This is a genomic window from Paenibacillus sp. OAS669 (assembly GCF_014873645.1).
GTDB classification, from domain to species: Bacteria; Bacillota; Bacilli; order Paenibacillales; family NBRC-103111; genus Paenibacillus_S; species Paenibacillus_S vulneris.
In genome coordinates this window covers 1-24,258 of record NZ_JADBDR010000004.1, presented here as the reverse complement: position 1 = coordinate 24,258, position 24,258 = coordinate 1, and the positions used below count along the sequence as shown (strand labels likewise).

General features: G+C 48.8%; 18 protein-coding genes. 11 read left to right on the top strand and 7 right to left on the bottom strand.

Annotation, left to right across the window (positions count from 1 at the left end; genetic code table 11):
• The first annotated feature begins 2 nt into the window (after positions 1-2).
• From GGC63_RS10580 to GGC63_RS10550, 7 genes are all read left to right on the top strand, one after another.
• On the top strand, positions 3-1,343 hold the full coding sequence (locus tag GGC63_RS10580; RefSeq protein WP_192702295.1) for an MFS transporter: 1,341 nt from the start codon (positions 3-5) through the stop codon (positions 1,341-1,343).
• Positions 1,344-1,627: 284 nt separating this feature from the next.
• Positions 1,628-2,587: an ABC transporter permease gene (locus tag GGC63_RS10575; RefSeq protein ID WP_079915032.1), complete on the top strand. Its 960-nt coding sequence runs from the start codon at positions 1,628-1,630 to the stop codon at positions 2,585-2,587.
• Positions 2,588-2,609: 22 nt separating this feature from the next.
• Positions 2,610-3,494 (top strand): carbohydrate ABC transporter permease, encoded by an 885-nt coding sequence (locus GGC63_RS10570; protein ID WP_192702294.1) that lies wholly within the window; start codon positions 2,610-2,612, stop codon positions 3,492-3,494.
• Between the two features lie 54 nt (positions 3,495-3,548).
• Entirely contained in the window at positions 3,549-5,069 is a 1,521-nt protein-coding gene (locus GGC63_RS10565) for an extracellular solute-binding protein (protein WP_192702293.1), read from the top strand.
• A gap of 129 nt (positions 5,070-5,198) precedes the next feature.
• Positions 5,199-7,481, top strand: a complete 2,283-nt coding sequence (locus tag GGC63_RS10560; protein WP_192702292.1) for a helix-turn-helix domain-containing protein — start codon at positions 5,199-5,201, stop codon at positions 7,479-7,481.
• Between the two features lie 185 nt (positions 7,482-7,666).
• Entirely contained in the window at positions 7,667-9,616 is a 1,950-nt protein-coding gene (locus GGC63_RS35100) for an S-layer homology domain-containing protein (protein ID WP_192702291.1), read from the top strand.
• A 2-nt stretch (positions 9,617-9,618) separates the two neighbouring features.
• Entirely contained in the window at positions 9,619-14,265 is a 4,647-nt protein-coding gene (locus GGC63_RS10550; protein ID WP_192702290.1) for an immunoglobulin-like domain-containing protein, read from the top strand.
• 138 nt (positions 14,266-14,403) lie between these two features.
• Here the strand turns inward: GGC63_RS10550 and GGC63_RS10545 are convergent, their stop codons facing one another.
• Positions 14,404-14,868: a phage tail protein gene (locus tag GGC63_RS10545; RefSeq protein ID WP_079915060.1), complete on the bottom strand. Its 465-nt coding sequence runs from the start codon at positions 14,866-14,868 to the stop codon at positions 14,404-14,406.
• 191 nt (positions 14,869-15,059) lie between these two features.
• Positions 15,060-16,466, bottom strand: coding sequence for a hypothetical protein (locus GGC63_RS10540; protein ID WP_192702289.1), 1,407 nt, complete (start codon positions 16,464-16,466; stop codon positions 15,060-15,062).
• Between the two features lie 655 nt (positions 16,467-17,121).
• Here GGC63_RS10540 and GGC63_RS10535 point away from each other — a divergent pair.
• Both GGC63_RS10535 and GGC63_RS10530 read left to right on the top strand, forming a co-directional pair.
• Positions 17,122-18,156 carry a Cfr family 23S rRNA (adenine(2503)-C(8))-methyltransferase gene (locus GGC63_RS10535; protein WP_079915025.1) on the top strand — a complete coding sequence of 345 codons (1,035 nt, stop codon included), beginning with the start codon at positions 17,122-17,124 and terminating at the stop codon, positions 18,154-18,156.
• A gap of 171 nt (positions 18,157-18,327) precedes the next feature.
• Positions 18,328-19,806, top strand: coding sequence for an Lsa family ABC-F type ribosomal protection protein (locus GGC63_RS10530; RefSeq protein ID WP_192702288.1), 1,479 nt, complete (start codon positions 18,328-18,330; stop codon positions 19,804-19,806).
• 63 nt (positions 19,807-19,869) lie between these two features.
• Here the strand turns inward: GGC63_RS10530 and GGC63_RS10525 are convergent, their stop codons facing one another.
• Positions 19,870-20,493 (bottom strand): TetR/AcrR family transcriptional regulator, encoded by a 624-nt coding sequence (locus tag GGC63_RS10525; RefSeq protein WP_192702287.1) that lies wholly within the window; start codon positions 20,491-20,493, stop codon positions 19,870-19,872.
• Between the two features lie 192 nt (positions 20,494-20,685).
• On the opposite strand from GGC63_RS10525, the gene GGC63_RS10520 reads away from it, so the two are divergent.
• Entirely contained in the window at positions 20,686-21,465 is a 780-nt protein-coding gene (locus GGC63_RS10520) for a nuclear transport factor 2 family protein (RefSeq protein WP_192702286.1), read from the top strand.
• 251 nt (positions 21,466-21,716) lie between these two features.
• On the opposite strand, the gene GGC63_RS10515 is transcribed toward GGC63_RS10520, so the two are convergent.
• The 3 genes from GGC63_RS10515 to GGC63_RS10505 are packed head-to-tail and all read right to left on the bottom strand — an operon-like array spanning position 21,717 to position 23,184.
• Positions 21,717-21,842 (bottom strand): cyclic lactone autoinducer peptide, encoded by a 126-nt coding sequence (locus GGC63_RS10515; protein ID WP_192702285.1) that lies wholly within the window; start codon positions 21,840-21,842, stop codon positions 21,717-21,719.
• A 2-nt stretch (positions 21,843-21,844) separates the two neighbouring features.
• The gene (locus GGC63_RS10510) at positions 21,845-22,393 is read right to left on the bottom strand and encodes an accessory gene regulator B family protein (protein ID WP_192702284.1); all 549 of its coding nucleotides are present in this window, start codon (positions 22,391-22,393) and stop codon (positions 21,845-21,847) included.
• On the bottom strand, positions 22,390-23,184 hold the full coding sequence (locus GGC63_RS10505) for a hypothetical protein (protein ID WP_192702283.1): 795 nt from the start codon (positions 23,182-23,184) through the stop codon (positions 22,390-22,392). Before GGC63_RS10505 ends, GGC63_RS10510 begins: the two co-directional genes overlap by 4 nt.
• Positions 23,185-23,435: 251 nt before the next feature.
• On the opposite strand from GGC63_RS10505, the gene GGC63_RS10500 reads away from it, so the two are divergent.
• Positions 23,436-23,594, top strand: a complete 159-nt coding sequence (locus GGC63_RS10500) for a VOC family protein (protein WP_192702282.1) — start codon at positions 23,436-23,438, stop codon at positions 23,592-23,594.
• A gap of 49 nt (positions 23,595-23,643) precedes the next feature.
• Here GGC63_RS10500 and GGC63_RS10495 read toward each other — a convergent pair whose 3' ends face one another.
• Positions 23,644-23,883, bottom strand: a complete 240-nt coding sequence (locus GGC63_RS10495) for a hypothetical protein (protein WP_192702281.1) — start codon at positions 23,881-23,883, stop codon at positions 23,644-23,646.
• Positions 23,884-24,258 lie beyond the last annotated feature (375 nt).

Genomic DNA, 24,258 nt, shown 5'->3' with positions numbered 1-24,258 from the left:
AAATGCCAGAAGGTAATTTACCGCTTGAAGATAAGATAAAAAGTCTTCCGGAGACGCTAAAGGAATACGCAGTCTCTCCCGAGAAGCAGTATCAGTTGTACAAGAGAACCATGAGAATCGTCATTGCTTCTCAAATTTTTGGCGGTGCAGGTTTGGCTGCGGGAATCACGGTTGGCGCACTGCTTGCCCAAGACATGCTCGGCACGGACGGGTATGCGGGAGTTCCTTCCGCGTTGTTTACGTTAGGTTCCGCTGCCGCAGCGCTTTTAGTCGGCCGGCTTTCCCAGCGTATGGGCCGCAGGGTGGGGCTTGCCGCCGGTTTTTTGACAGGGGGGATTGGAGCATTAGGTGTCGTTCTCGCAGCAATTCTCCATAATGTGCCGCTGCTCTTCATTTCTTTGTTAGTCTATGGTGCCGGCACAGCGACCAACCTGCAGGCTCGTTATGCCGGTACGGATTTGGCGCCGGCTACCCAACGGGCCAAAGCAATTAGTGCCGCCATGGTCTTCACGACCTTTGGTGCGGTGGCCGGGCCGAATCTGGTCAATGTCACTGGCAAGGTAGCGTCATCCATGGGAGCTCCTGCATTAACGGGTCCGTTTATGCTGGGTGCCGCGGCTTATATTTTGGCCGGGCTGGTTCTTCTCTTGTTTCTCCGCCCCGATCCCCTTGTGGTCGCCAAGGCCATTGCAGATGTAGAGCGGCTTAAGGCTGCGCAAGGCAGCGGAACAAGCAGGCATGAGGCAGAGCTGCGTGTCCATAAGCCGGGGATTATAGTGGGGGCAACCGTAATGGTGCTTACCCAAATCGTTATGATTGCCATTATGACGATGACGCCGGTTCACATGAAGCATCACGGCCATGGTCTTGGCGAGGTGGGTATCGTCATAGGCATTCATGTTGCTGCGATGTATTTGCCTTCCCTCATTACCGGCGCGCTCGTCGATAAATTCGGGCGCACGATGATGTCCTATGCCTCCGGTGTCACCTTGCTATTGGCAGGCTTAGTGGCTGCTTTTGCACCTGGTGATTCGATGGTTCTGCTCATTCTGGCGCTAACTCTGCTTGGTTTAGGCTGGAATTTCGGTTTAATTAGCGGGACAGCGGCCATCGTCGATGCGACGCCGCCGCAAATCCGGGCGAAGACGCAAGGCACGGTTGATGTGCTAATCGCTTTGGCTGGTGCCTCCGGGGGCGCGTTGTCCGGTATGGTTGTAGCCCAATCCAGCTACTCCACACTCTCTTTGATCGGAGGGATCCTATCCTTACTGCTTATTCCGGTTGTCGTCTGGTCACGTAAGAAGCGGAATGCAGTCTCTAGCGGAAGAACAGAAAGCATGTAGATTCTAAAACATGTTGAGGCTAGGAGTTGAAGAATCCGCATCCAATCCATGAATCAAAAAATGACTATTTCCCCTCTTATAATGACAATCAAGCCTTGTAAGCCGCTGCTGCAAGGCTTTTTTCGTGTTTTTGCAATTACGTACCGGAATGACTATGGACGGCAATGAAAGCATTACCCTATGATGCAGAGGTGACAGCAAGACTCGGTTCACCGGTGAATCAACTCTGCAGCTTAGTGGAGAGCATCCACGGCATAATCCATTGAAAGAAAGGAAGGGGCGTTATGACCACGGAATCGGCCGCAGCGGCCATCAAGGTATCAGGCGATACGTTGTACCGCAAGCAGCGCATTCGACGTATGCTGCGCAATCGCTGGCTTTACCTGATGCTGCTTCCCGGCATCCTTTATTTTCTTATTTTCAAGTACATTCCAATGTACGGAGTATTGATCGCTTTCAAAAATTATCAGCCGTTTCTCGGCTTCTGGGATAGCGAATGGGTAGGGATGAAGCATTTCAACCGGTTTTTCGGAGATCCTCTCTTTTGGAGATTGCTTAAGAACACCTTTGTCCTGGCGATTTACAATATCGTCTTTTTCTTTCCGCTGCCTATTGTGATCGCGCTAATGCTGAATGAGCTGCGCCTGGAGCTGTTCAAACGGATGATCCAGACGGTCGTGTATATTCCCCACTTCATGTCGTGGGTCGTCATCGTATCCATCGTCTATTTGTTCTTTACGACCGAAGGCGGACTGGTGAATGAAGCGTTGAAGTCGCTTGGAGCCGAGAAGATCAACTTTCTGCTCAGCGCCGACTGGTTCCGGACGTTTATCACCGCAGAGGTGATCTGGAAGGAGACTGGCTGGGGCACGATCATTTTCCTTGCTGCCCTGGCTGGCGTAGACCCGCAGTTATATGAAGCGGCCCGGATCGATGGGGCGAACCGGCTTCAGCAGCTTCGTCACATTACGGTGCCTGCGATTCGTTCCACGATTGTTATTCTGCTTATTTTGCGGCTGGGACACTTTCTCGACACCGGCTTCGAGCAGATATGGCTGATGCTCAATGCGATGAACCGCGAGGTCGGCGAGGTATTTGATACGTACGTGTACTCGACGGGCATCACGGAAGGGCAGTACAGCTACAGTACGGCTGTCGGCCTGTTCAAATCGATCGTCGGTCTGGTGCTGGTCGCAGCATCTAATTTTATCGCCAAGAAAATGGGCGAGGAAGGGGTAGTATAACACATGGAGAGGAAGGGTAGGCATGGTTAAAGACCGCACCTTCGGCAGCCGGTTATTCGATACGGTGAATGTCACCGTCCTGGTTTTGTTTGCTCTTGTTACATTCATTCCATTCATCTATATTATCGCCGGGTCGTTCGCGACCCAGAAGGAGCTTCTGGAGCGGGGATTCATCCTGTTTCCGACCGAGTTTACACTGAGCTCCTACGAATACATCTTTTCCACCGGGACGCTGCTCAAAAGCTTGGGGATAACCGTCTATATTACATTGGCCGGCACGCTCATCAATATTTTCATGACCTGCTTAATGGCGTATCCATTAGCACGCAAAGATCTGGATTACCGGACGCCGATTCAAATGGCCATTATCTTTACGATGCTGTTCAGCGGTGGGATGATCCCGACGTTCCTTGTCGTCAAGCAGTTGGGCATGATCGATACCTACTGGTCTCTGTTAATACCCGGTGCGATAAGCGCCTTCAATCTGATTATTCTTCGTAATTTTTTTCAGCAGCTGCCCGACGGTCTTGAAGAATCGGCCAAAATAGACGGCTGCAACGATCTCGGCATCCTGTTTCGAATCGTCATTCCGTTGTCGCTGCCGGCGATCGCTACGTTTTCTCTTTTTTATGCCGTAGGGCATTGGAACACGTTTTTCAGCGCGGTGCTCTACATCAATGATGCAGCCAAATGGCCGATTCAGGTGCTGCTGCGCCAGATCGTCATCATGGCGGATGGCGGCGGGCTGGGAGATTCGACCTCGCTCGCTTCGGACTTCGTTCAGCCGCCGGAGCAAAGCATCAAAATGGCGGTCATTGTCGTCTCGACGCTGCCGATTCTCTTGGTCTATCCGTTCCTGCAAAAGCACTTTGCCAAAGGCGTGCTGCTAGGTTCCGTCAAAGGATAAACGGTTTACTCCGTTTGCCGATATCGATATGATGAATAAGGGGAGGAAGTTTCAATGAAACAAAAATTACACAAATCTATGCTTATGGCGTCCGTGTTGACGCTGACGGCCGGTGCTGCTGCTGGCTGCGGCGGCACTAAGGCAACTGATGGGGGAGGACAGCCGGCTGCAGCCAGTGATGCCTCCAAGGCAGCTGCACCGTATAAAATGTCGATTATGCTGCCAAGCTTCAATCCGGAGCCGATGTCGACTGACGGAGAAATTTTCAAAAAAATTCAATCGGCAACGAACACCGAGCTGAAGCTCAACTGGGTGCCATCCGCTACCTATTCGGATAAACTGAGCGCTACCGTAGCCTCCGGCGAGCTGCCGAATGTTATCACCGTATTAAATCAAAAAGCGCCGTTCATCGTCAACTCCGTACGATCCGGGATGTTTTGGGAGCTCGGACCCTACCTGAAGGACTACAAAAATTTAAGCCGCATGAATCCGATCGCCTTGAACGCGATTTCCATAGACGGCAAAGTATACGGGATTTACCGCGAACGGGATCTGGCGAGGGACGGGCTGACGCTCCGCAAGGATTGGCTCGACAATCTCGGCTTGAAGGAGCCGAAGACGATTGATGAATTTTACAACGTTTTGAAGGCGTTTACGTATAATGATCCGGACAAAAATGGCAAAAACGACACCATCGGCCTCGTCGAGCAGCAGGAGCCTGCAGGCTGGAGAACTATGCTAGCGTGGCACGGTGGCCCTGCCGACTGGGAAGTGAAGGACGGCAAGCTGAGTCCGGCCCACCTGTCCCCGGCTTACTTGGAAACGATGAAGTTTTATAAGAAGCTGTATGACGAAAAGCTGATGAACCTGGATTTCGCCGTGGTGAAGGACGGACGTCAGGTGATGAATAAAGGGACGGCGGGAGGATGGGTCGCCAACTTGAATGATGCCAATGGCATCGAGGAGCAGGCGAAGAAGGTTGATCCGAAGGCCGAGATGACCCTGATCGGTGCTCTGGAGGGGCCTAAGGGCTTGCGCAGCATCGCCGGGACGGGATCTTACGGAATCTTCATGATTCCGAAGACATCGGTTAAAACGGAAGCCGAGGTGAAGGCCATCCTGAACTATTTCGACAAGCTCTCGGATAAAGACATGCAGAATATGCTGTACAACGGCATTGAAGGACGCCAATACACGGTGGAGAACGGTCAGTACAAGAAAACAACAGATCCAAAAATGCTGGTCGAATACGGCATGGGCGATTCCTCCCAGCTGGCGGTGCTGAGAGACCAGGTCACGACCTTCGGCTCCCCGCTCGTGCACCTGCGTGACAAGGTATGGCAGGAGAACGCAAAACGGGCGATTGAAAATCCGGTGAACGCTTTTATCTCGGCTACCTACAGCGAGAAGGGTAAGGAGCTGGATAAGCTGATTGATGATGCGCGCACAAAGTTTATCATGGGCTCTATCGATGAGAATGGCTGGAACAAAGCGGTGGAGCAGTGGAAGCAAAATGGCGGCAGCAAGATCATGGAGGAATACACCGCCGAGTATAACAAGAGCGCAAAGAAGTAACCATTCACGACCAGCAAAGCCGTGTAGCGGGAGGTCTGTGATTTTTTCCCTCGGCACTGACCTTTTTTTGCTATACTAAGGGCATTAAAGACTTAGTACATTGACGTTCCGAAGGAGAAGACATCAGGCATGAGGACACATTCCTATTTCCGCAAATTGATATTGCTAACGCTTGCAGTGGGGGCTTTTCCAGTTCTCATCCTGGGCTGGTATTCCTATAACTATTCATCCCAGACGGTGCTGGAAAAGGTAAACGAAAGCAACGCGCAAATATTGCGGCAGACACAGCTTCGGGTGGAGCAGACGTTAAAGACGATCGATTACTCCGCCTCCCAGCTGCTTAATACTCCTCTCGTCACGGCGGCTATTGGTAAGCGGCTTACAGCAGTGGATTCGGAAATGATTACCGACGTCTATGACAGTCTTATCGGCATCCAAACGTTTGAGCTAGGGATTAAGGACGTTCTCTTGTACAGCTTGGAAAAGGATTGGATCATCAGCAATTCCGGGATCGACGAGCATAGCCAGCCCGGGATGAAGGGTCTTCTGAAGGAGTTTGCAGCCATGCCGCAAGGCTCCCGGTGGGTCAGTATGGATCTGACCGGGCAGTACAATACCGATCAGGAACCGCTGACGGCTGCAAGCAAACAGACTATTATGATTGTAAAAAAGTGGCCCATCAATTCCTTGCATCCGCAAGGAATGATGGCCGTCATGCTGTCTGCCAAGGAGGCGAATCGTTTTATCGATCTTGAGGACAGCAACGGACAAATCATGATCGTCGACGAGAACAGCCGCATCATAGCCCATAGTGATGATAGCTGGGTAGGCAGGGATGTATCACAGGAAAACTTTATTCGCTCCATTGCAGACTCGAAGGAGCCTACAGGATTGCTGCAGTCCGCCATAGGGGACGAGGATATGTCTGTCTCTTATCGCAAATCCGCATATAACGGCTGGATATATATTGCGGTGCTGCCGATTCACGAAATGACGAAGCAGGCGCAGAGCATCGCTTGGACATCCCTGTGGGTCAGCATTCTCGCGTTGGGCATCTCGGTGCTCATCGCTGTTCTAGGCACACGCAGCGTGTACAGCCCGGTCCGCCGCATTTACCGCGTTCTTGCTGATCACCGGGCGACTCGGGAAGGTAAGGACGAATTCGGAGTAATTGCCGATGGGATTCAATCGCTGCTGTCCAATCAATCGAAGCTTCAGTTTCAGCTGGAGGGCCAGCAGGAGCATATGACGGAGCTGCTTGTCCGCAAAATGCTGACAGGCGAGGAAAAGACCGCGACGCTGCAGGAAAGGCTACACTATTACGGCCACACGTACGACTGGGAGAAGAAACGGGTACTCTTGTTCCAGATCGACGATCTGGAGAAGAGCCGTTTCGAGGAGAAGGACCGTGACTTGCTGTTGTATGCGATGAGCAACATAGTCTCCGAACTCGTACCGGGGGAGGAGCGTCTCGTCCCGATTATTTACCGGGACGCGGTCGTTCTGATCGCCGGTACGCAGTCGGGGACGGACGATGCGTTCAAGGAGCGGTTGTTCCGCATAGCCGAATCCATTCAAGATGCGGTGAAACGGTACATGTCCATCGAGGCGAGCGTAGGTATCAGCCGGGGCTTTGAGGAATGGACCGGGGCCGAGCAGGGCTACGAAGAATGTGCAGCCGCATTGAAATACCGATTGCAGCTCGGGAGGGAGGCTGTCCTGTTCATCGAGGACGTGCAGCCTGACATAAGCAATGAGCCAACGTATCCGAAGGAAGCGGCGGCGCGGGTGCTGGATGCGATTCAGTCGTTAGACCGGGAACGGGCGAGGGAGGCCTTGGCGGGATTTATGGAGAGCGTTTCCAGCCCGGGAGGTCATCCGAACGACTACCAGCTGTCGTTAGTCCGGCTATTCGTAGAATTGATCCGTCTCCTGCAAGATGCCGGCGTCTCGATCTATTCGCTTACCCGCAATGAACGTTCGCTGTTCGATGAACTGATTCAGCTGCAAACGGTAAGGGATATCGAGTCGTGGTTCAACGGGCAGCTTGTCGAACCGGGAATCGCGCTGCTCGAGCAGCGGCGGGAGAAGCAGTTCCGCACGATTTCCGAAGAGGTCAAGCAACTGATCGCCGAAGAATTCGATACCGATCTGACGCTGGAAAAGTGCGCCGCCCGAATCAATTATCATCCGCAATATATTAGCCGTGTGTTTCGCCAGGAAACTGGCATCAACTATGTGGATTATTTGGCCCAGTATCGGCTGGACGTCGCCAAGCGCTGGCTGAGAGAGACCGATATGACGGTCACGGAAATCGCCGAGAAGCTGAAGTATAATAATCCGGCCAACTTTATCCGGTACTTCCGTAAAATGGAGGGAATGACTCCTGGACAGTTCAGGGGGAAGGCTTAACAGGAGCAGGCAGGGAGTGTTCCAATAAGCGCTTTGCTCTCCATAGTGTAGTATTTCCTGCAAATTCATGCTCAGGCTAGCGTCAGGAAATTGATTGATCGTTCTCTGATGCGGCCGGCATGATGGCTGCAGCCTCAATACATATAAATAACCTATTATTACAATGCGAAAAGAGGGATTAAACTGTGAGGAGAGGCAGAATTAGTATCGCCTATTGGCTGCTTGTTCTCGTCCTGCTAGTTTCGCAAGGCACCGCCTATGCGGAGCCGTCAGGCACCATACTGGCACCGATCGGCGAGCGAAAGCAGGGTGAAGCCTTCACCATTCAAGGAACGACCGGCTTGCCTGAATTGATCGTTCAGATCCTGAGGCCGAATCAAACGATTCTGGAAATGGATCAGCTTACTAAGGAGCAGTTTCTATTCGGTAAAACGGTTACGCTCCCCGCTGACGCCACGGTGGGCGTCTATACAGTGAAAGCGGGAGCGGGCAGCGAGGCTGCCGTAAGGGATTTCAATGTGGTTGCCAGGAATGGCGATGGAGAGCCAGGTACGGAGCCGGGGACTGAACCCGAACCTCAGCCTGCATTAGAGTTAAGCGCGATCGGCTCAGTCGAAGCAGGTGGGGCGATGCGTATTCTAGGCACGACCAATCAGCTTGCTTTACTGTGGAGAGTGTTAGCTCCGGACGGGACGCTGCTCCATGAGCAAGCGATAACTGGAGCCGAGCTGGAGCAGGGCTATGTCTACACGATTCCTGCGGATGCCGTAAACGGCGTGTATACGCTCAAAGTTGGCAACGACCGTGTGTCGAGGCAGTTTACGTTTCAGGTGACGCGAAACGATACCGGAACGCCAGGAGGTCGACCTCCTGGCGGAAGCAGCCGCAATCACAGCAGCCGAGGCAGCGCGGATATTTCGGCACCGGCGAAGCCGGAACCGCAGCAGGACGGCTCGGTTGCGCTCCTGCTTCAGCCCCAAGGGCCGCCAGATACAGCGGGAATGGTTCAAGTTATCGTCACGCAGGAGATCATTGACCAAGCCATGGCGGAGCTCAAGGCAGGAGCCTTGAAGCTGCGCATCGAGGCTGCGCCAAAGGATGGCGCGAAGGCTTATGCCTTTCAATTGCCCGCAGGCGTCCTGCATGAAAATAGCATGGACCTGCAAATCGAGCTGCTCACCGAATTGGCCAGTGTATCGTTTCGGGACAGCCTGTTCCGCCAGAGCGTAACGTCTGAAGCTCAGACCATTTCTATAACAATAAGAAAAGCACAAATGAATGCGCTTTCCCAAGGAGTGGCTGCAGCCAATGGCACACGTCCGGAGGTCATGGTGCAGGCGGCGCTGGATGGGCAGGCGATCAATTGGCTGAGGCTTGATTCGCCGGTCGTCGCCATTCCATATACCCCATCGGCAGCTGAGCTGGCCGTTCCGGATGGAATCACGGTTTGGTCTATCGACCGCTCAGGCGATCCGTCTCCGGTACCTAGCGGTCATTATGATAGCTACAGCGGCAAAGTGATCTTCCGTGCGGCACATCCCGGTCATTATGCCGTCGTTTATGTGACAAAGACGTTCACCGACCTATCGGGCTATGCTTGGGCGGAGAAGCCTATTCGAGCCCTTGCAGCCAAAGGCATCCTGATGGGCATTACGCCGGAAACGTTTGCCCCGGAAGCTTCGATACAACGCGCTGACTTCGTGCTGCTGCTCGTTCGTACGCTGGAGTTGTCGGCACCTTTCGAGGACAACTTCGACGACGTGCGTCCCGGAGCCTATTATTACGAAGCATTGGGCATAGCTCGAGCACTTGGCGTCACCGACGGAGCTGGCAATAACCACTTTCAGCCGGATCGATTGATTTCCAGGCAGGAAATGATGACGCTTACAGAACGGGCGCTGCATACGGCAGGACTGCTTGCCGAAAGCAGGGGGACGGATACCCGTGTTGAACTGAAAGCTTTTGCAGACGCCTCGCAGGTGGCGGACTACGCCGCATCCAGCGTTGCTGCTTTGATTCGCGAAGGGTTGATCGAGGGCAGCGGAGGCTCGCTCCGCCCACAGGATAACACCAGCCGTGCGGAGACGGCTGTCATGCTGTACCGCATTGTACAACACATCGCAGGAGGGATGTAACGATGGCTTTTGGATCATCATATAGACTGCGTCAGGCATTGAAACGATCCTGTATCGCGCTTGCGGCCGGTGCCTTGCTGGCATCGGCTGCAGCAAGCTTCACCGCGGGAACGACTCATGCGGCACCCGTGAATCTGGTAGCGGATTATGCCGTAAGTGAAGGGCCGCTTGTCCGCACGGAGCAATTCAACAATACGAATTACACGCCGCTTCCGGTTCATGTCGTCGATGAACTCAAAGGGATCCGGACCAAGGTCGTAAGAGATTTTGTTAAAATTAATTGGTACTACAACAAGGATGAGGCGAACAGCGATTATTTGGCTTATTCCATCGACGACCCGCGTAACGCGACGAACCCGGATTTACAGCATGGCCGCAAGGAAACGTATGATTTCATGTCCCAGTTTACCGATGGCATTCTCCTATCTCTCGCTTATTCCTATGGAGGTGACGCGAATCCGCAGAAAAACCGTCTCCTAGCCGGCGAGACCGAAATGAACTGGCCTGAATTCGACAAGGCGATGAAGAAAATTATTTATACGTTGAAGGAGAAAAATCCGAAGATCGAATATATCGAGGTGGGCAACGAGCCGAACCTGGAGCCTGCCTATTACGGACATGTGAAGGATGATATTCCCGGCTACATGCGCATGTATCAGGGCATGTCGGAAGCGGTAAAATGGGTAAACGCACAGGGCTTGGCCGGGCAGCCGCTGAAAGTAGGCGGACCGGTATTATCCGGCTACAATTTCGAGAAGCAGAAGCAGTTCGTCGATCTGGCCTACGCCGCAGGCTATCAGGTCGATTTCGTGTCATGGCACCGGTACCAGGAGGACGTGCGGATGAACGAAACGCAGGAAATCGAAATGAAAAGCTATCTGCACAAGTTTTATCCGAATGCTATAACCGTTGTTAGCGAATACGGCTGGAAGGGGGGCGGGGGGTTAAGTGATCCGACGAACAACGTCGGACTGGCGAAGCAAGCGGCGTTTATGACGGACTCGGCATCCTATTATGCCCACGGAGGGACGGATATTCCGATGAACTGGGTAGCGGTCCATACGCTGAATGCGTATTTCAAGAACCAGTTCGATGTCGACTATGCTTTAAGCAATGGGGATATGACGAATTGGCAGACGTTTATGAACCCTAATCCAAGGGCTTTACAATATTTGAATCTGCGCGGGTGGAGGGAGTCGGCATCGTCCTCCAAACCGATGAAGATCAAGGAAATTCGTTTTTTTGACAGCAGTAACAACCCGATTCCAATCCCGAATCCGGCAAACGACCCGAATATTGCGGCGGTTACGGACGGTGACGATACGACGCAGTTTATCCAAGCAGACTACTGGACCTGGCTCAAGTTCGATCTGGGGCCATCGGCTCCCGGGATTGCCAGGGTTGATATCAAGTGGGGGAATCCCGATATCAACACCTTCCAGCTCATTGGCACTAGTGATAAATTGAAATATTACGAGGTGCTGGGCCGCACTTTCTTCACCCCGTATTTTAACACAATGCGGATGTTCGCCCGGCTCGGGGACACCCGGGTGAAAGCAACCGGCGGAAGCAGTGACATCTATGGGACACGGATGCTGGCGACGAAGAACAGCGATTCCAAAGCGACGATGATGGTGTGGAACAAACAGGGAGACGGGGCGGCCTCATCCAATGTCAGCATCGATGTGAAGCATCTGCCGCCAGGCTTTGAAGGGAAGAGTGTACGGATCAAAAAGTATTTGGTCGACGAGACCCATAGCAATTATGCCTACAACAAAATCGACGAGCTCCAGTTGGTCGACGAAACCATAGCGAACACGGCGGACAATCTGACGATTAACGCTACGTTGAATAGAAATGCGGTAATGCTGATAGAGCTGGAGGCGGTTGATCCTAGCATCCAAAATATCGTGTCTGCCGGCAAGGAAGTTACCTCTACGACAGGAATGACGAATATGCCGGCGCTGGTGGACGGCAATAGTCTGACTGCTGCTGTCGCAGCCGATAGCAGCTATCCGCAAACTATACAAATGGATCTCGGCAGACCCTATGAGTTATCAGGGATGCAAATCGATTGGACGAACAGCGCATCGAGAGATTTCAGCTACGCAATAGCGACGAGCTTGGATGGCACGTCGTACCATACGGTAGCGGATCAAACCGACCCGGCTTCCGCAGTCCCAAGAGGGAACAGTTTGGACTGGTTCCAAACCAAGGCGCGGTATGTGAAGCTGACGGTGACGGTCTCCACCTTCGATGGCCCGCTATCGATTAACGATGTAAAGGTTTTTGCCGAAGCGCTGTACAAAAACGGGTTCGACACTACCGAGGATAAGAATGCAATGGCGGCATGGACGACGGTTGGCTTTGGATCGAAATCCACCCCATGGACCACCGTGACGGACAGTGTTTACCCTAACACATTCGTGCAACCGATGGACCTATACAGCACGACACCTAGTTTCGCCATTTTTGGTGACAGTCTTAAGGATTATGGAGTGGAAGCGCGGGTCAGAACTACGGACAGTGGAAACGTGCAAATGGGGCTTATTGCCCGAGCGACCGATTACAATAACTTGTATTACTTCAAGCTGTACCGAAACAGCTCCGCGCATCAGGCAGTGCTGGAGAAGCGCGTCAATGGAACGACAACCGTGCTTAAGTCGGTGGATTTGGCTGATCCGATTCAGTCGAACCGCTGGTATAGGCTGAATTTGGAAGCTGTCGGAACAACGCTGCGAGCTTCTATTGACGGCGTTCAGGTTATCGAGCTTACGGATGCCAGCCGGGCTTCCGGTAAATTCGGGCTGCGAAGCCATGAATCCATCGTAGGCTTCGACGATGTCAAAGTGTATCCGATCGTTCCGCTGCTTGGCGATATTAAGATGAACGGCGTTTCCATTGAGGGCTTCCATCCGCATTTGAACAACTACACTGTGCTTGTCCCATCGACGAGCTTTGCGGTAATCGTGACGGCAACCGTCTACGGTACGGCCAATACCATGGCGTCCCCGGCCTCCGGGCAGGTGGCCTTCGACGCGGTTGGCCAAGAGAGGTCGTACACAATAGCTGCGCTGTCGACTGAAGGCAATGGGGCGAATTATTACAAGATAAACTTGCGGACGGCAAGCGCCGACACATCGCTTAGCAGCCTGAGGCTGTCGGCCATTACGGACCCTCTGACAGCCCCGGGCCAACAATTACCCGAATCGAGTGTTGCTCTGGTTCCGGGTCAAACGAAATACACGATTCACGTTCCTTCCCGTACGGCTTATGTCAAGGTGGTAGAGGCGATCCCGACGGCAAGCAATTTGGCTTCAGTTCAAATCACTAACGCAGCTTTGGTGAACGGCTCGGGTACCGCAACGGTAAAAGTAACCTCCGAAGCCGGAACGACGGCGGAATATATACTGAATATCCGGGCGAATCCGGAGGCGGCTGCCGGGACGGTGCTATACGAAGAAAATTTTGAGAGCGGAGCTTACAATCAGGACGCAGCGACCGGTTGGAATAACGGTGCCGTACCGAATGGTGCAGCTTCACATCTACGCATTGTGGATGAGGATCAGGGCAAGGTGCTGGAGAAGTATACGACGACCAGCATGGCCTTTACGGTCGGTCAAAGCGGTTGGACAGATTACGATGTAAGGGCCAGAGTTAAAGCGCAGGCCAGCCCGTCACTGCCAGGCATTATTGCGCGCGCATCCGACGATGCCAAAAACTTTTATATGCTGCGCATTCATAACGGCACGAATGGACTGCCCGGCGGAAGCACGGGGTATGTCATCCTTGGTCGTGTCGTGAACGGGACGCTGCGTGAGCTGGACAGCAAAAAAATCCCATACCCGTATGCGGTCGGCAACTGGTATCAGCTTCGTCTTGTCGTGGACGGCAATCGGATCAAAGGCTATGTGGACGATAGCCTGATCTATGACGAAGTAGATAACGGATCGTTATTCCCGACGAATCCTCCCGCACTGATGCAAGGCAAGGCGGGGATCCGGGTGGCAAACCAGGCAGCCCGCATCGATGACTTTCAGGTGTCCGATCTTGCCGCCATACCCGCGGATTCGGTGAAGCCGGTGATAACCCTGAACGGGCCGGCAGTGATCGAAGTATTGGCTGGCACCACGTATACGGATGCAGGAGCGACGGCGGCGGATGATGTGGACGGCGATCTGACAAGCCGCATTCAAGTGAGCGGCAATGTGGACACGTCGACGCCAGGAACGTACACGCTGGTCTATACCGTAATGGACAACGCACAAAATGCGGCGGACCCGGTAGTACGCACTGTAAAGGTAACCGCTGCGGGGGATAAGCCGTTTACTGTCATTGCAAACGGCGGGCTGAACCGGACGAACGGTTTGAGCGCTAGGGTTGACGTAGCCCGTACAGCAGGGTCGTTAGATCATGCGGGTACAGAAGTCGTCTACTTTCAGCTTCTCAAGGGCAGCACTCCCGTATCCCATGTTGCGCTGGAAAGTGAGCTCACGAATGGTGGCAGCCTGACAGGACATTTCGATGTGCCGGATGCGGATGCGGATGCGGGCACCTATACCGTTCATGTGTTTATCGTCGACAAACTCGATTCTTCTATAGAGGGAACCTTACCGAATCCGTTATCGAATAAGGTGATCTTGGAGTAGATTTATCTGCAAGGAGGTAGCCTTTAGTTCGAATGGTTTTCCTTCCAATTAAGTCAACACATAAACAACAAGCCACTCCGCACAATGGAGTGGCTTATTTTGATAGAACTTCTCTTTTAGTGATTCGCTATTTCCTGCTTAATATTGTCCTTTAATTACAAAAAACGAGCCTCGAATCGTTCCGGCCAATTTGGATTTCTGCCTGGCAAACTTAAACTTGCCTTCCAACTCCTTGGGAACGTCCATTCCCTCAGAAAGCTTAAAGCCAACAGCCCGCTTCTTGGGATCGTCAACCGTATACATGACATTAAGCCCAAGACCATCCTCATAAAAAACGTAGGTGAACAGGATATTTTCGACTTGAAAGCGCGATGTTTCCAAAGGCTTGGCCGCAAACGCAATATCCCGTTCCTCCTTCAAGATTCGGTTCACATAATCAAGGATCTCCTGACTTTCGCCAGCTGGCACAACCGTAAATTCATGCTTGTATTTGTTCATAAAGTAACGGGCTTCGTTAGCACGTAAACCAGCGAGCGCTTCCGCTACAGGTGAAGATTCCAAACCTACCGTAGACACATTTTTAAAATCAACGATATACGACATGTCCATCCCTCATTTTCTCTTTATTCCCGAATCCTCTTAGATATTTACATAGATTGGTATTGACAAACGACACTTTAAATATACTACATTGCTACGTCAAAACCCTTTATTTCGAGGAATGGAAGCCATGCCAAATCAATATCGTGACCTTCGCTGCATCATCTATGAAAATATATCGATAAGCATTGTTCTCATTTAAAGTCGTCGCCCGTCAAATAGTTGTGGAACGGACGGTCTACCCAGAACTTATACGTGCTGACGGTGACCTTCGGGTCGATTTGTTTGAAACCGGCGACGATGCCGTCCGACTTGTCGTTCAGCGAGAACGATTGCGCATAATAAGGACCAGCTGCAGTGGTGATTTTATTATTGGTAATCACATCGTAATCGTTCAGTTCGGTCAAGGAATAATAGAGCGGCTGCCACCAGGAACCAGCGATCAGGCCGGATGTGTCTTCGCTGTTTTTCTTGGCGTATTTCAGTACGATCGGCTGGAATTTGGCCTTGTCCGCCGTACTCGTGAATTCGAAGGCGATGTCGTACTCCTTCGCCAAGGCGATATAGTTGCCGTTGGCCAGCTTTTGATAGCGCGTCGTGCTGGACGGTGTCGGCTGACCCCACTCGATCAGATGTACGAAAGCGGATGTCTTCGGCTCAAACTGCACTTTGGCTTCAATACCTTCGCTGCGCAGCAAGCCGATCAGCTGAATCGCGTGCTTTAGATCGGAATGGCCGTACGTTAGGGATAACGATTCGACGAAGTTGGAGCTGAATCGCGAGTCCTTCAAATTATAACCGGTGACCAGCCCTTGCTCCAAAGCGGTGTTGACAACTTTCTCCAGTTCAGGCGCCTCGATGATATCCGATGTATTGTAGGCATCGGTCAGCTTCGCATAGATATTGGGATCGGAGGTTTGGCCGATGTAGTGTTTATACTGGCCCTGAGTTTCCAGCAAGTGTCCGAGAAGCTGCTCCGTTAGCCGTTTGGAGGCGTTCGCGCCCAGCTTCAGATCGCCGTACAATTCCGGGTCGACGAGTCCGGCATCCTTAGCTGCAGCGATCTCCTGGGCAGCCGACAGCGAGACGAAATCATCGACGTTGAGCGCCAGCGGGGCGAGCGATTGGGACACTTTCGACTGCGGATAGGAATAGGCCAGCTCGGTGAGGCCCGCTGCTTTTACTGCGATGAAGGCGGCTTGCAGCGCTGAGAGCGGCTGATCCGCTGATACGGACGTCGAGGTCAGAATTCCTCTCTGATACAGTGCTGCGGCCGAGGCGTAGTACGGACTGGATGCCGATAGATCGCTGAAAGCGACGGTCGTTGTACTATCCGGCGTAAAGTTCAGCGAGCGGGTGACAGCAGCGATAAATTCCCCGCGCGTCGGTGTTTCCGACAGCGACACTTGGAATTTCTCCTGCAGGAATACGCCGTATTCGCTCGATGCCTGCTGAGTTTGTACAGCGGCGGTCTGAATGGGAGCGGAAGCTTCCGCTGGAGCTTCAGCGCCAAATGCCGCGTGCGCTGGAACCGTAAATAGCAGGGAGGCGGATAGGGCTGCTGTGAGCAGTCCATTCGGTACGGAAATCGTCTTGAACATGATGCATTCCTCCAACCATAGTTAAAATGGAAAATATAAATCCGAGTAATTATGTAGGATTTTCCTATGCATTCTATCATTCGTCAGAAAACCTGTCAATAGTAGAAAACCAGCCGAGATCTAGTCAGAGAATCTGTTCCGATCCGCGAATTGAATGCATGACGCAAAGTTGAAATGTGAAAGTTATTATGCTACAATCACTTTTAGTATTCGAGGGGAGATGATGAGAATAATGTAAGTTTTCTTGCTATTTTACGAATGATAAAACAATATCTGTTTTATTTTTTGTTGAGCAAGAAAGTTACTTATTCTCTTCACTCAAATAAATTTATCTGTCCCACGAGGTGGGTTAGATTTCAGCATTCATTTATTTGAGCTACAAGAAAGGGAACTTTCTTGCAGCTCTTTTTATTTTTTTAAGGAGGTTGAAAATCGATGTTTGAAGTTGTAAATGATCATGTGAGCCGTTCATTGTCCGTTGGTACGGTTCACGATCAAATAAAACGGATGCCGGAGCATTATCCATCTATCGATAGATGCACGTAGCGATTCTAGCTGCAAGCTTCGTGGGCTTTCATAGGGTTGGTTAATGTGCTTGTTAGACACCAACAAAAGGGTGTAAAGGCTTTTTCTCCGGCTCAAGAGGAGAAAAAACATGAAATCAACTTCGAAATACGAAATGATTCAACATATATTGACAGAATGGAAACAACCCGCCTATCGGTTCCAGCAAATTACGGATGCGATCTTTAAGCAAAGAATCGGGGAGTATGACCGAATGACCGTACTGCCCAAGAGGATAAGAAACGATTTCATCATGGAGCTTGGCGAACATGTTTTGAACTTAACCCCTGTTATGCAAAAGACATCCAGTCAAGTGAATAAAGTGCTCTTTGCCATTGAGGGCGGCGAACGGGTGGAAGCCGTTCAGCTGAGCTATGAGCGCGGGTGGAAATCCTACTGCATTTCCAGCCAGTGCGGATGCGGATATGGCTGCCGCTTTTGCGCTACAGGCACAATCGGCCTGAAACGGAATCTGACTGCCGATGAAATTACCGATCAATTGTTATATTTTCATTTAAACGGTCAAGCCTTGGATAGTGTTTCGTTTATGGGGATGGGAGAGGCGCTGGCCAATCCTAATATCTTCGACGCCCTTAAGCTTCTAACCGATTCCCGAATCTTCGGCTTGGGTCATCGAAGAATAACCGTTTCCACTATCGGTATTATGCCGGGGATCGATCGTCTGACGCAGGAATTTCCGCAGGTAAATCTGACCTTTTCCCTGCATTCTCCGTTCGACGAACAGCGGAGCGAGCTAATGCCCATTAACCATCGCTTCCCGCTTCATGATGTAATGAATAAGCTGGACCAGCATATTCGCACTACAGGCAGAAAAGTATATATTGCGTATATCTTGCTTCGAGGAGAAAACGATTCAACGGAACACGCAGAGGCGATTGCCGCCTTGTTGAAGAATAGAGGCTCTTGGGAACATTTATATCACGTCAATTTGATCCCCTACAATGCGACCGATGTGACGCCCGAAAGCTTCCATCCATCGGACAAAGACCGGGTTCAACGGTTTGTTAAGATTTTAAAGTCCAGAGGAATTCATGTCACCGTGCGAACCCAATTCGGAACGGATATCCAAGCAGCATGCGGCCAATTATATGGACATAACAAGTAAAAAAAGCTAAAGGAGGGATAACATGAGTACGGACACCGTGGTTACGCATGATTTACTCCGTATAAGTCGATAATATCCATTAAACTTATACGGAGTAAAATGAGACTGGATGGATATGTACCGACTTTTTATAAAGAAGCAGTGTGGTTATAAAAAGGAGGAACTTTCAACATGTCAATGATACAAGTACAAAACCTGACGTTTTCTTATCCGAGCAGCTTTGATAATATTTTCGACGATGTTAGCTTTCAACTCGATACGGATTGGAAGCTCGGATTTATCGGCCGCAACGGACGGGGTAAAACAACGTTTTTCAATCTGTTGCTGGGCAAATATGAATATAGCGGGAAAATTATTTCTTCGGTCGAGTTTAATTATTTTCCCTACCCTGTCTCGGATAAAAGCAGACTCACCTATGAAATATTGGAAGAGGTATGTCCGCAGGCGGAGGATTGGGAGTTTCTTCGGGAAATCTCTTATTTGGATGTCGATGCCGAAGTGATGTACCGGCCCTTTGAAACCTTATCCAATGGGGAACAAACGAAGGTTTTGCTTGCCGCGCTTTTTTTGAATGAAGGGCAGTTTTTATTAATTGATGAGCCCACCAATCACCTGGATACCGATGCACGAAAGAGGGTTTCCAATTATTTAAAAAGAAAAAAAGGGTTCATTTTAATTTCGCATGATCGAAACTTTTTGGATGGCTGTGTTGACCACATTTTGTCCATCAACCGGGCGAATATCGAAGTTCAAAGCGGTAATTATTCTTCCTGGAGGCTCAATTTCGACAGACAGCAGGAGCATGAGGAAGCAGCAAACGAGCGTTTGCAAAAAGACATTGGAAGGCTGCAGCAATCTGCCAAACGTTCAGCAAATTGGTCAGATCAAGTAGAAGCTTCCAAAAATGGCACAACGAATTCCGGTTCTAAATTGGATAAGGGGTTTGTGGGACACAAGGCTGCCAAAATGATGAAACGTGCAAAGAATATTGAATCCAGACAGCAGAAAGCCATTGAAGAAAAGTCAAAGCTGCTCAAAAATGTGGAAAAAACAGAGTCATTAAAGCTCGAACCTTTGGAATACAAATCCGAAGAGCTGATTCGTTTAACGGATGTATCCGTTATATACGATGGTGAAACCGTGAATAAGCCCATAAGTTTTCATGTTAAGCAAGGAGACCGGGTTGTGCTTGACGGAAAGAATGGCAGTGGAAAAAGCAGTATTTTAAAGCTCATCCTAGGGGAGCCCTTACAGCATACAGGCACTTTGAACGTTAGTTCAAGTCTTGTCATTTCTTATGTACAGCAGGATACTTCTCATTTAAAGGGAATGTTATCCGACTTTATTGAAGAACATCAAATTGATGAACCGTTATTTAAATCCGTTCTGCGAAAAATGGACTTTGAACGTATCCAGTTTGAAAAGGATATATCCCATTATTCCGGCGGGCAAAAGAAAAAGCTGCTTATAGCCAAAAGCTTATGTGAAAAAGCTCATTTATACATTTGGGATGAGCCGTTAAACTTCATTGATATTTATACACGCATGCAGATTGAAGAGCTTATTCAAGGCTTCAATCCAACCATGGTGTTTGTAGAGCATGACCAGGCATTCCAAGAACAAGTGGCTACGAAAACGGTAGCCCTATAATGAACCTTCAGTACTGAGAAGTAAACCCGTTCCATAATTCCGGAGCGGGTTTATTTTTGTTTTTTATTTGGGAAATGGATGAGTTTCCTCGACCGTGATACCGGCCGCTTTCAAATGCCCGTAGGCAATGATTTTGCTAAACTGGGATGCAACTTCATCTGCAGGAAGGGCGTTATCGTTTTTAACCCACCAAATTACAATCCCCATAAAAGCTGATACGAGGTATTCGAGCAGCAATTCCTTGGATATCGACGAAGGGGAATTTCCCTTAGCAGGATTCCATCCTTCATTCAGTTTATCTTTAATGATATTCTCCATTTTCGCTCGAAACGGATAGATTCTGTTCTCGCCAACTAACATAGCATAGTAAAAGGTAGTGTTACGCGAAATATGTTCGAGTATAGTTTGCATGACTAGTTCGAGTACAGAAATACTGTAAGGATTCGTACTGATGGGACAAAGAACGATGGCATCCTTTAATTCGCTCAACAAATCATTCATGCATGTATCTAATAAATCGGGCTTATTTTGGTAATGGAGATAAAAGGTGTTGCGATTAATCATTGCCCGATCGGCAATATCCTGTACCGTAATCGCTTCGTAACCTTTTTCCTGAATAAGCTCATAAAACGCCTTGCGAATCGATTGTTTCGTGCGCAGTATTCTTAGATCCGTTTTCTTGCTCATGGTTTTCGTTCCCCCAAAATGGATTTAGTCCGTTTAGCGACAAACTTTTATAAGATGTCTGTTATCCTTCAAAACGAAAAATATTGAATATTGAACGTGATAATAACCTCAATTATAATGAGCGACAGATAAATAAACAACATGATGTTCATTATTTATCAAATGACCAATTACTCTAAGGAGGATATTCCAATGACATTCAACCATCAACATGAGCTTGTACTGAAAGCAATCGCCGTTCTGGAAAGTTTAGAAAGCGGGAACCCCGAAGCGATTACGGCTTACGTTCATCCGGAACATTATATTCAGCACAATCAGGCCTTACCCAATGGTCGTGAAGCCATGCTTGGCGCACTCGGTCATTTAAAGGAAATAGGTACGAAGGTAAGCATTAAGCGTACATTAGTAGACGGAGATTATGTCGCTCTTCATTCTTTATATGATTTTCACGGACCTAAAGCCGCTTTTGATATTTTCCGTTTCGAGAATGGACTCATCGTCGAGCATTGGGATAATTTACAAGAGATGGAGGGCAAGACACCAAGCAATCATACGATGATTGATGGACCGATCACCATTAAAGATATCGACAAGACGGATGCCAACAAACTATTGGTCAGAAGCTACGTCGAGAACATCTTGCTTGGGAAGAACCGCGACCTGCTTGCCGCTTATTTTGACGGAGATAACTACATTCAGCATAGTCCACATATTGCGGACGGCCTTTCCGGACTTCATGCTGCATTGCAGGCGCTGGAGGAGAAGCATATTGAGTTTCAATATACTCATGTCCATCAAGTCATAGGACAAGGCGATTTTGTGCTTACAATGAGCGAAGGTCACTTCGACCGTCAGCCTACCGCTTTCTACGATTTGTTCCGCGTAGAGAATGGAAAGATCGCCGAGCATTGGGATGTCATCGAGCCCATTCTGCCGGCAGAAAAACGAAAGAACTCGAACCCTAGATTTTGAGGAAATTTTGCAACTGCATCGCGACGATTCCTTGTGACGACGGGAGCCGCGCAAGAGCGACCATGACGAAGGTCGAGAAAGCGAAAAAAATGTCCGCGATCCACAAGCAAAAAAGGAGCGGAAAAAGAACAGGAGGCGCCGTACGGAAGGGATTGTGGTCCTGAATGGAATGCGTGAGTACAATAAGCATAGGCCTACTGCTTGCTGCAGTAGGCCTTGTTTTACAATCCTATTTCTACTCATTTGAAGAATTACTTTTTAAGCTCTTCAGGGATCTCAGGACGATGCCATTCAAAGCTAAACGAAGTAGGTACAGTAATAAAAGCAACACCAACTAGCATGGTATTCAGAATTTTCGCGATACCTTTTTTTACCATAGTCAATAACTCCTCTCAAGTTTAAATATTTTTTCAAACCAAGGTGTTAATGAAAATGCTTGTACAATTATAATAGAGGATAATAGAGAATTTTGTAAGTAGAAATTGGAAAAAATAAATAATAAACTGCAAATTTTTATGATCCATTTTTTACGTAAAGAGACCTTCCTTATTACATCAATTCCTTTTGGTGCATAGATTGCAAAAACAAATAGAGAAATAATATCAAAAGTGAGTCCTAAGTAATCATAAGGATACTTTACGAAAACAAGAAGCAAAAATACGATAATGGTAAAGATACAACAGGATAACGAAGAATTTAGATGCGCTCCGCCTGTAAAGTACCTTAATACGGTTAATATCAAGAATACTACGAGCCAACGTTCCAGGTTCCCGGCAACGGCGCAAATAACGAATGATACCAAGAGTGCGGTAAGGGTATTAATAGTAATAATTAGCGAATAGGTTAACAGCTCCTTAGAGGAAGCTTTAGGATGATTTTGCCTGATAAAGTCAGCTATTTTTGAGGCTAACTCATCGATTGGATTCATTTTTTACCCACTCCAGTAGTGTTTAAGTACTTTTTATCTACCGCGTTTTTGTTTCTTCTCCAGGCAATTATCAAAACGATGATAAGTAATAATGCGATTAAAAAAAATATAATCGGATGGATCATGCTGTGTGTAGCCGTGTACATAGACAGCCTGCTTGCTTGAATTGCACAAACAATTAATATGAGTAGAACGCCAAAAATAACATTGAGCGGTTTCAAGGCTTTACGACCGTAAAGTTGTCTTGCGAGGAACATGAATCCAAACTTCCTGTAATTGAACAAAGCTGTTAATAGTAGAAGCAATATACTAGTACTTATTTGAATAATGGACATTTGAGTTAATGAATTACTAATACCCATATAAGTGGTTAAACCTATAAGCTGTGCAATGGAAGCAATTAAGTATTCCGCTAGAAATCCTACAATCGTATAAATGATGGAAATTAGGAATGAATATGCAATCGGCAGGTTAAACAGCACTGTGCAAGATATAATCAAAAATGTCGGCAGGAAGAAGATGGTGATCCCTTTCATAGCCGCTACTTCTGATAAATAATAGGAGAGCAGACTCATTATAGTAGTAATTGATAATATTTTATAAAGATTACGGCCGAACAAAAGGCGAAAAATAGAAAAGGTGAAGAGACCTGTTGCACCATATTCCAGTATGTATAGTAATATCCGACTTACAGCAACCACAAAGGCACCAATCTCTCTTGTTGTATTATTGTTACTAGTTATTAAATAAGAATTAACATATTTTTGTTTATTTGTGTAGTCTTTTTTCACAATGTGAACTAAATAATGCCCGCTTTGTGCCTGGCAACAAATTATTGACAGGAAGAAATTGCAATTATAAGATTGATCGGATAGTTGGGCTTAATGACGTTAAAACGGCATATTATGTGTTCTTGCGGATGATTACGTTCGTGGGCCTGAGGGATTTATTGTGGAGCTGGCTGAGAACATAAAAAGGAGAATGTGGCCTATGTTGAACAAAAAAACAAAGGGTGCGGATGTGATCGGTTGGGCACGTGACGATGATTGAGCTATTAACGAATGATTTGCTTGCTTTGCATGAACGGATTAAACAAGCTGGCGATCCTATTGATAAAGAGCCTGTGTTTACTAAAGATTTCGGTTACTTCACCTTTTATGATCCGGACGGGCATTATTTTCGAGCGGTCGAAGAAGCATAACAATAGTAAAGCCCTTGAGTATCTTATGATAGACTCGAGGGCTTGTTCCTTATTGTAAATTGTTCCCATCCGTTAAAGGGTCCTTGTCTAAATCGCTTGCAGATTCAAACACATTGTCTTGCGGAACATTCGTAAGATCAAGCTTTTGCTTCACCTGATCGCCGATGTTTTCATACCAGGCTTCAAAGGAGTCATCTAATTGCGCCTCACGATGGCGATCCTCATTCACATCCGAGTCAGCTTCGATTTTACTGCCAAGTACCCCATAATCATCCCCAGTTTGGCTCATTGAGTGCTTCAACTCCTTCGTTGTTGGGTCTAATTAAAATCTCCCAAAAGAATCCATTTTATACATGGACTTGTTCTGCAAGATTTCGGAGATGAATATGGAATCCAAGGAGTGGCATACTTTTATCGTGTTGCCATCTCAGCAAAAGGAGGTTGGAAGGATGTCTCGCAATAATGCGAACAATAACGGCAAAAAATCTCAGCCTGGAAATAACCAGGACTCTGAGGTAGCCGGATCCAATGGCAAGACGAAGAAATAAAGGAGTAAGAAACCGCCGAACGGGACTGTTGACAAAGTACGGCTAGGGATTAAATTCCCTAGCCGTACTTTACTTTTGGCGTATTTCCTCCTGAATTATTACGATTTTCGGTGGCT

Excerpts from the sequence above, each read along its gene's own strand:
- GGC63_RS10560 (WP_192702292.1), top strand. The coding sequence starts at position 5,199 with ATGAGGACACATTCCTATTTCCGCAAATTGATATTGCTAACGCTTGCA.
- GGC63_RS10515 (WP_192702285.1), bottom strand. The coding sequence starts at position 21,842 with ATGGTAAAAAAAGGTATCGCGAAAATTCTGAATACCATGCTAGTTGGT.
- GGC63_RS10510 (WP_192702284.1), bottom strand. The coding sequence starts at position 22,393 with ATGAATCCAATCGATGAGTTAGCCTCAAAAATAGCTGACTTTATCAGG.
- GGC63_RS10570 (WP_192702294.1), top strand. The coding sequence starts at position 2,610 with ATGGTTAAAGACCGCACCTTCGGCAGCCGGTTATTCGATACGGTGAAT.
- GGC63_RS10530 (WP_192702288.1), top strand. The coding sequence starts at position 18,328 with ATGTCAATGATACAAGTACAAAACCTGACGTTTTCTTATCCGAGCAGC.
- GGC63_RS10550 (WP_192702290.1), top strand. The coding sequence starts at position 9,619 with ATGGCTTTTGGATCATCATATAGACTGCGTCAGGCATTGAAACGATCC.
- GGC63_RS10495 (WP_192702281.1), bottom strand. The coding sequence starts at position 23,883 with ATGAGCCAAACTGGGGATGATTATGGGGTACTTGGCAGTAAAATCGAA.
- GGC63_RS10540 (WP_192702289.1), bottom strand. The coding sequence starts at position 16,466 with ATGTTCAAGACGATTTCCGTACCGAATGGACTGCTCACAGCAGCCCTA.
- GGC63_RS10520 (WP_192702286.1), top strand. The coding sequence starts at position 20,686 with ATGACATTCAACCATCAACATGAGCTTGTACTGAAAGCAATCGCCGTT.
- GGC63_RS10580 (WP_192702295.1), top strand. The coding sequence starts at position 3 with ATGCCAGAAGGTAATTTACCGCTTGAAGATAAGATAAAAAGTCTTCCG.
- GGC63_RS10525 (WP_192702287.1), bottom strand. The coding sequence starts at position 20,493 with ATGAGCAAGAAAACGGATCTAAGAATACTGCGCACGAAACAATCGATT.
- GGC63_RS10565 (WP_192702293.1), top strand. The coding sequence starts at position 3,549 with ATGAAACAAAAATTACACAAATCTATGCTTATGGCGTCCGTGTTGACG.
- GGC63_RS10575 (WP_079915032.1), top strand. The coding sequence starts at position 1,628 with ATGACCACGGAATCGGCCGCAGCGGCCATCAAGGTATCAGGCGATACG.
- GGC63_RS10535 (WP_079915025.1), top strand. The coding sequence starts at position 17,122 with ATGAAATCAACTTCGAAATACGAAATGATTCAACATATATTGACAGAA.
- GGC63_RS10545 (WP_079915060.1), bottom strand. The coding sequence starts at position 14,868 with ATGTCGTATATCGTTGATTTTAAAAATGTGTCTACGGTAGGTTTGGAA.
- GGC63_RS10500 (WP_192702282.1), top strand. The coding sequence starts at position 23,436 with ATGATTGAGCTATTAACGAATGATTTGCTTGCTTTGCATGAACGGATT.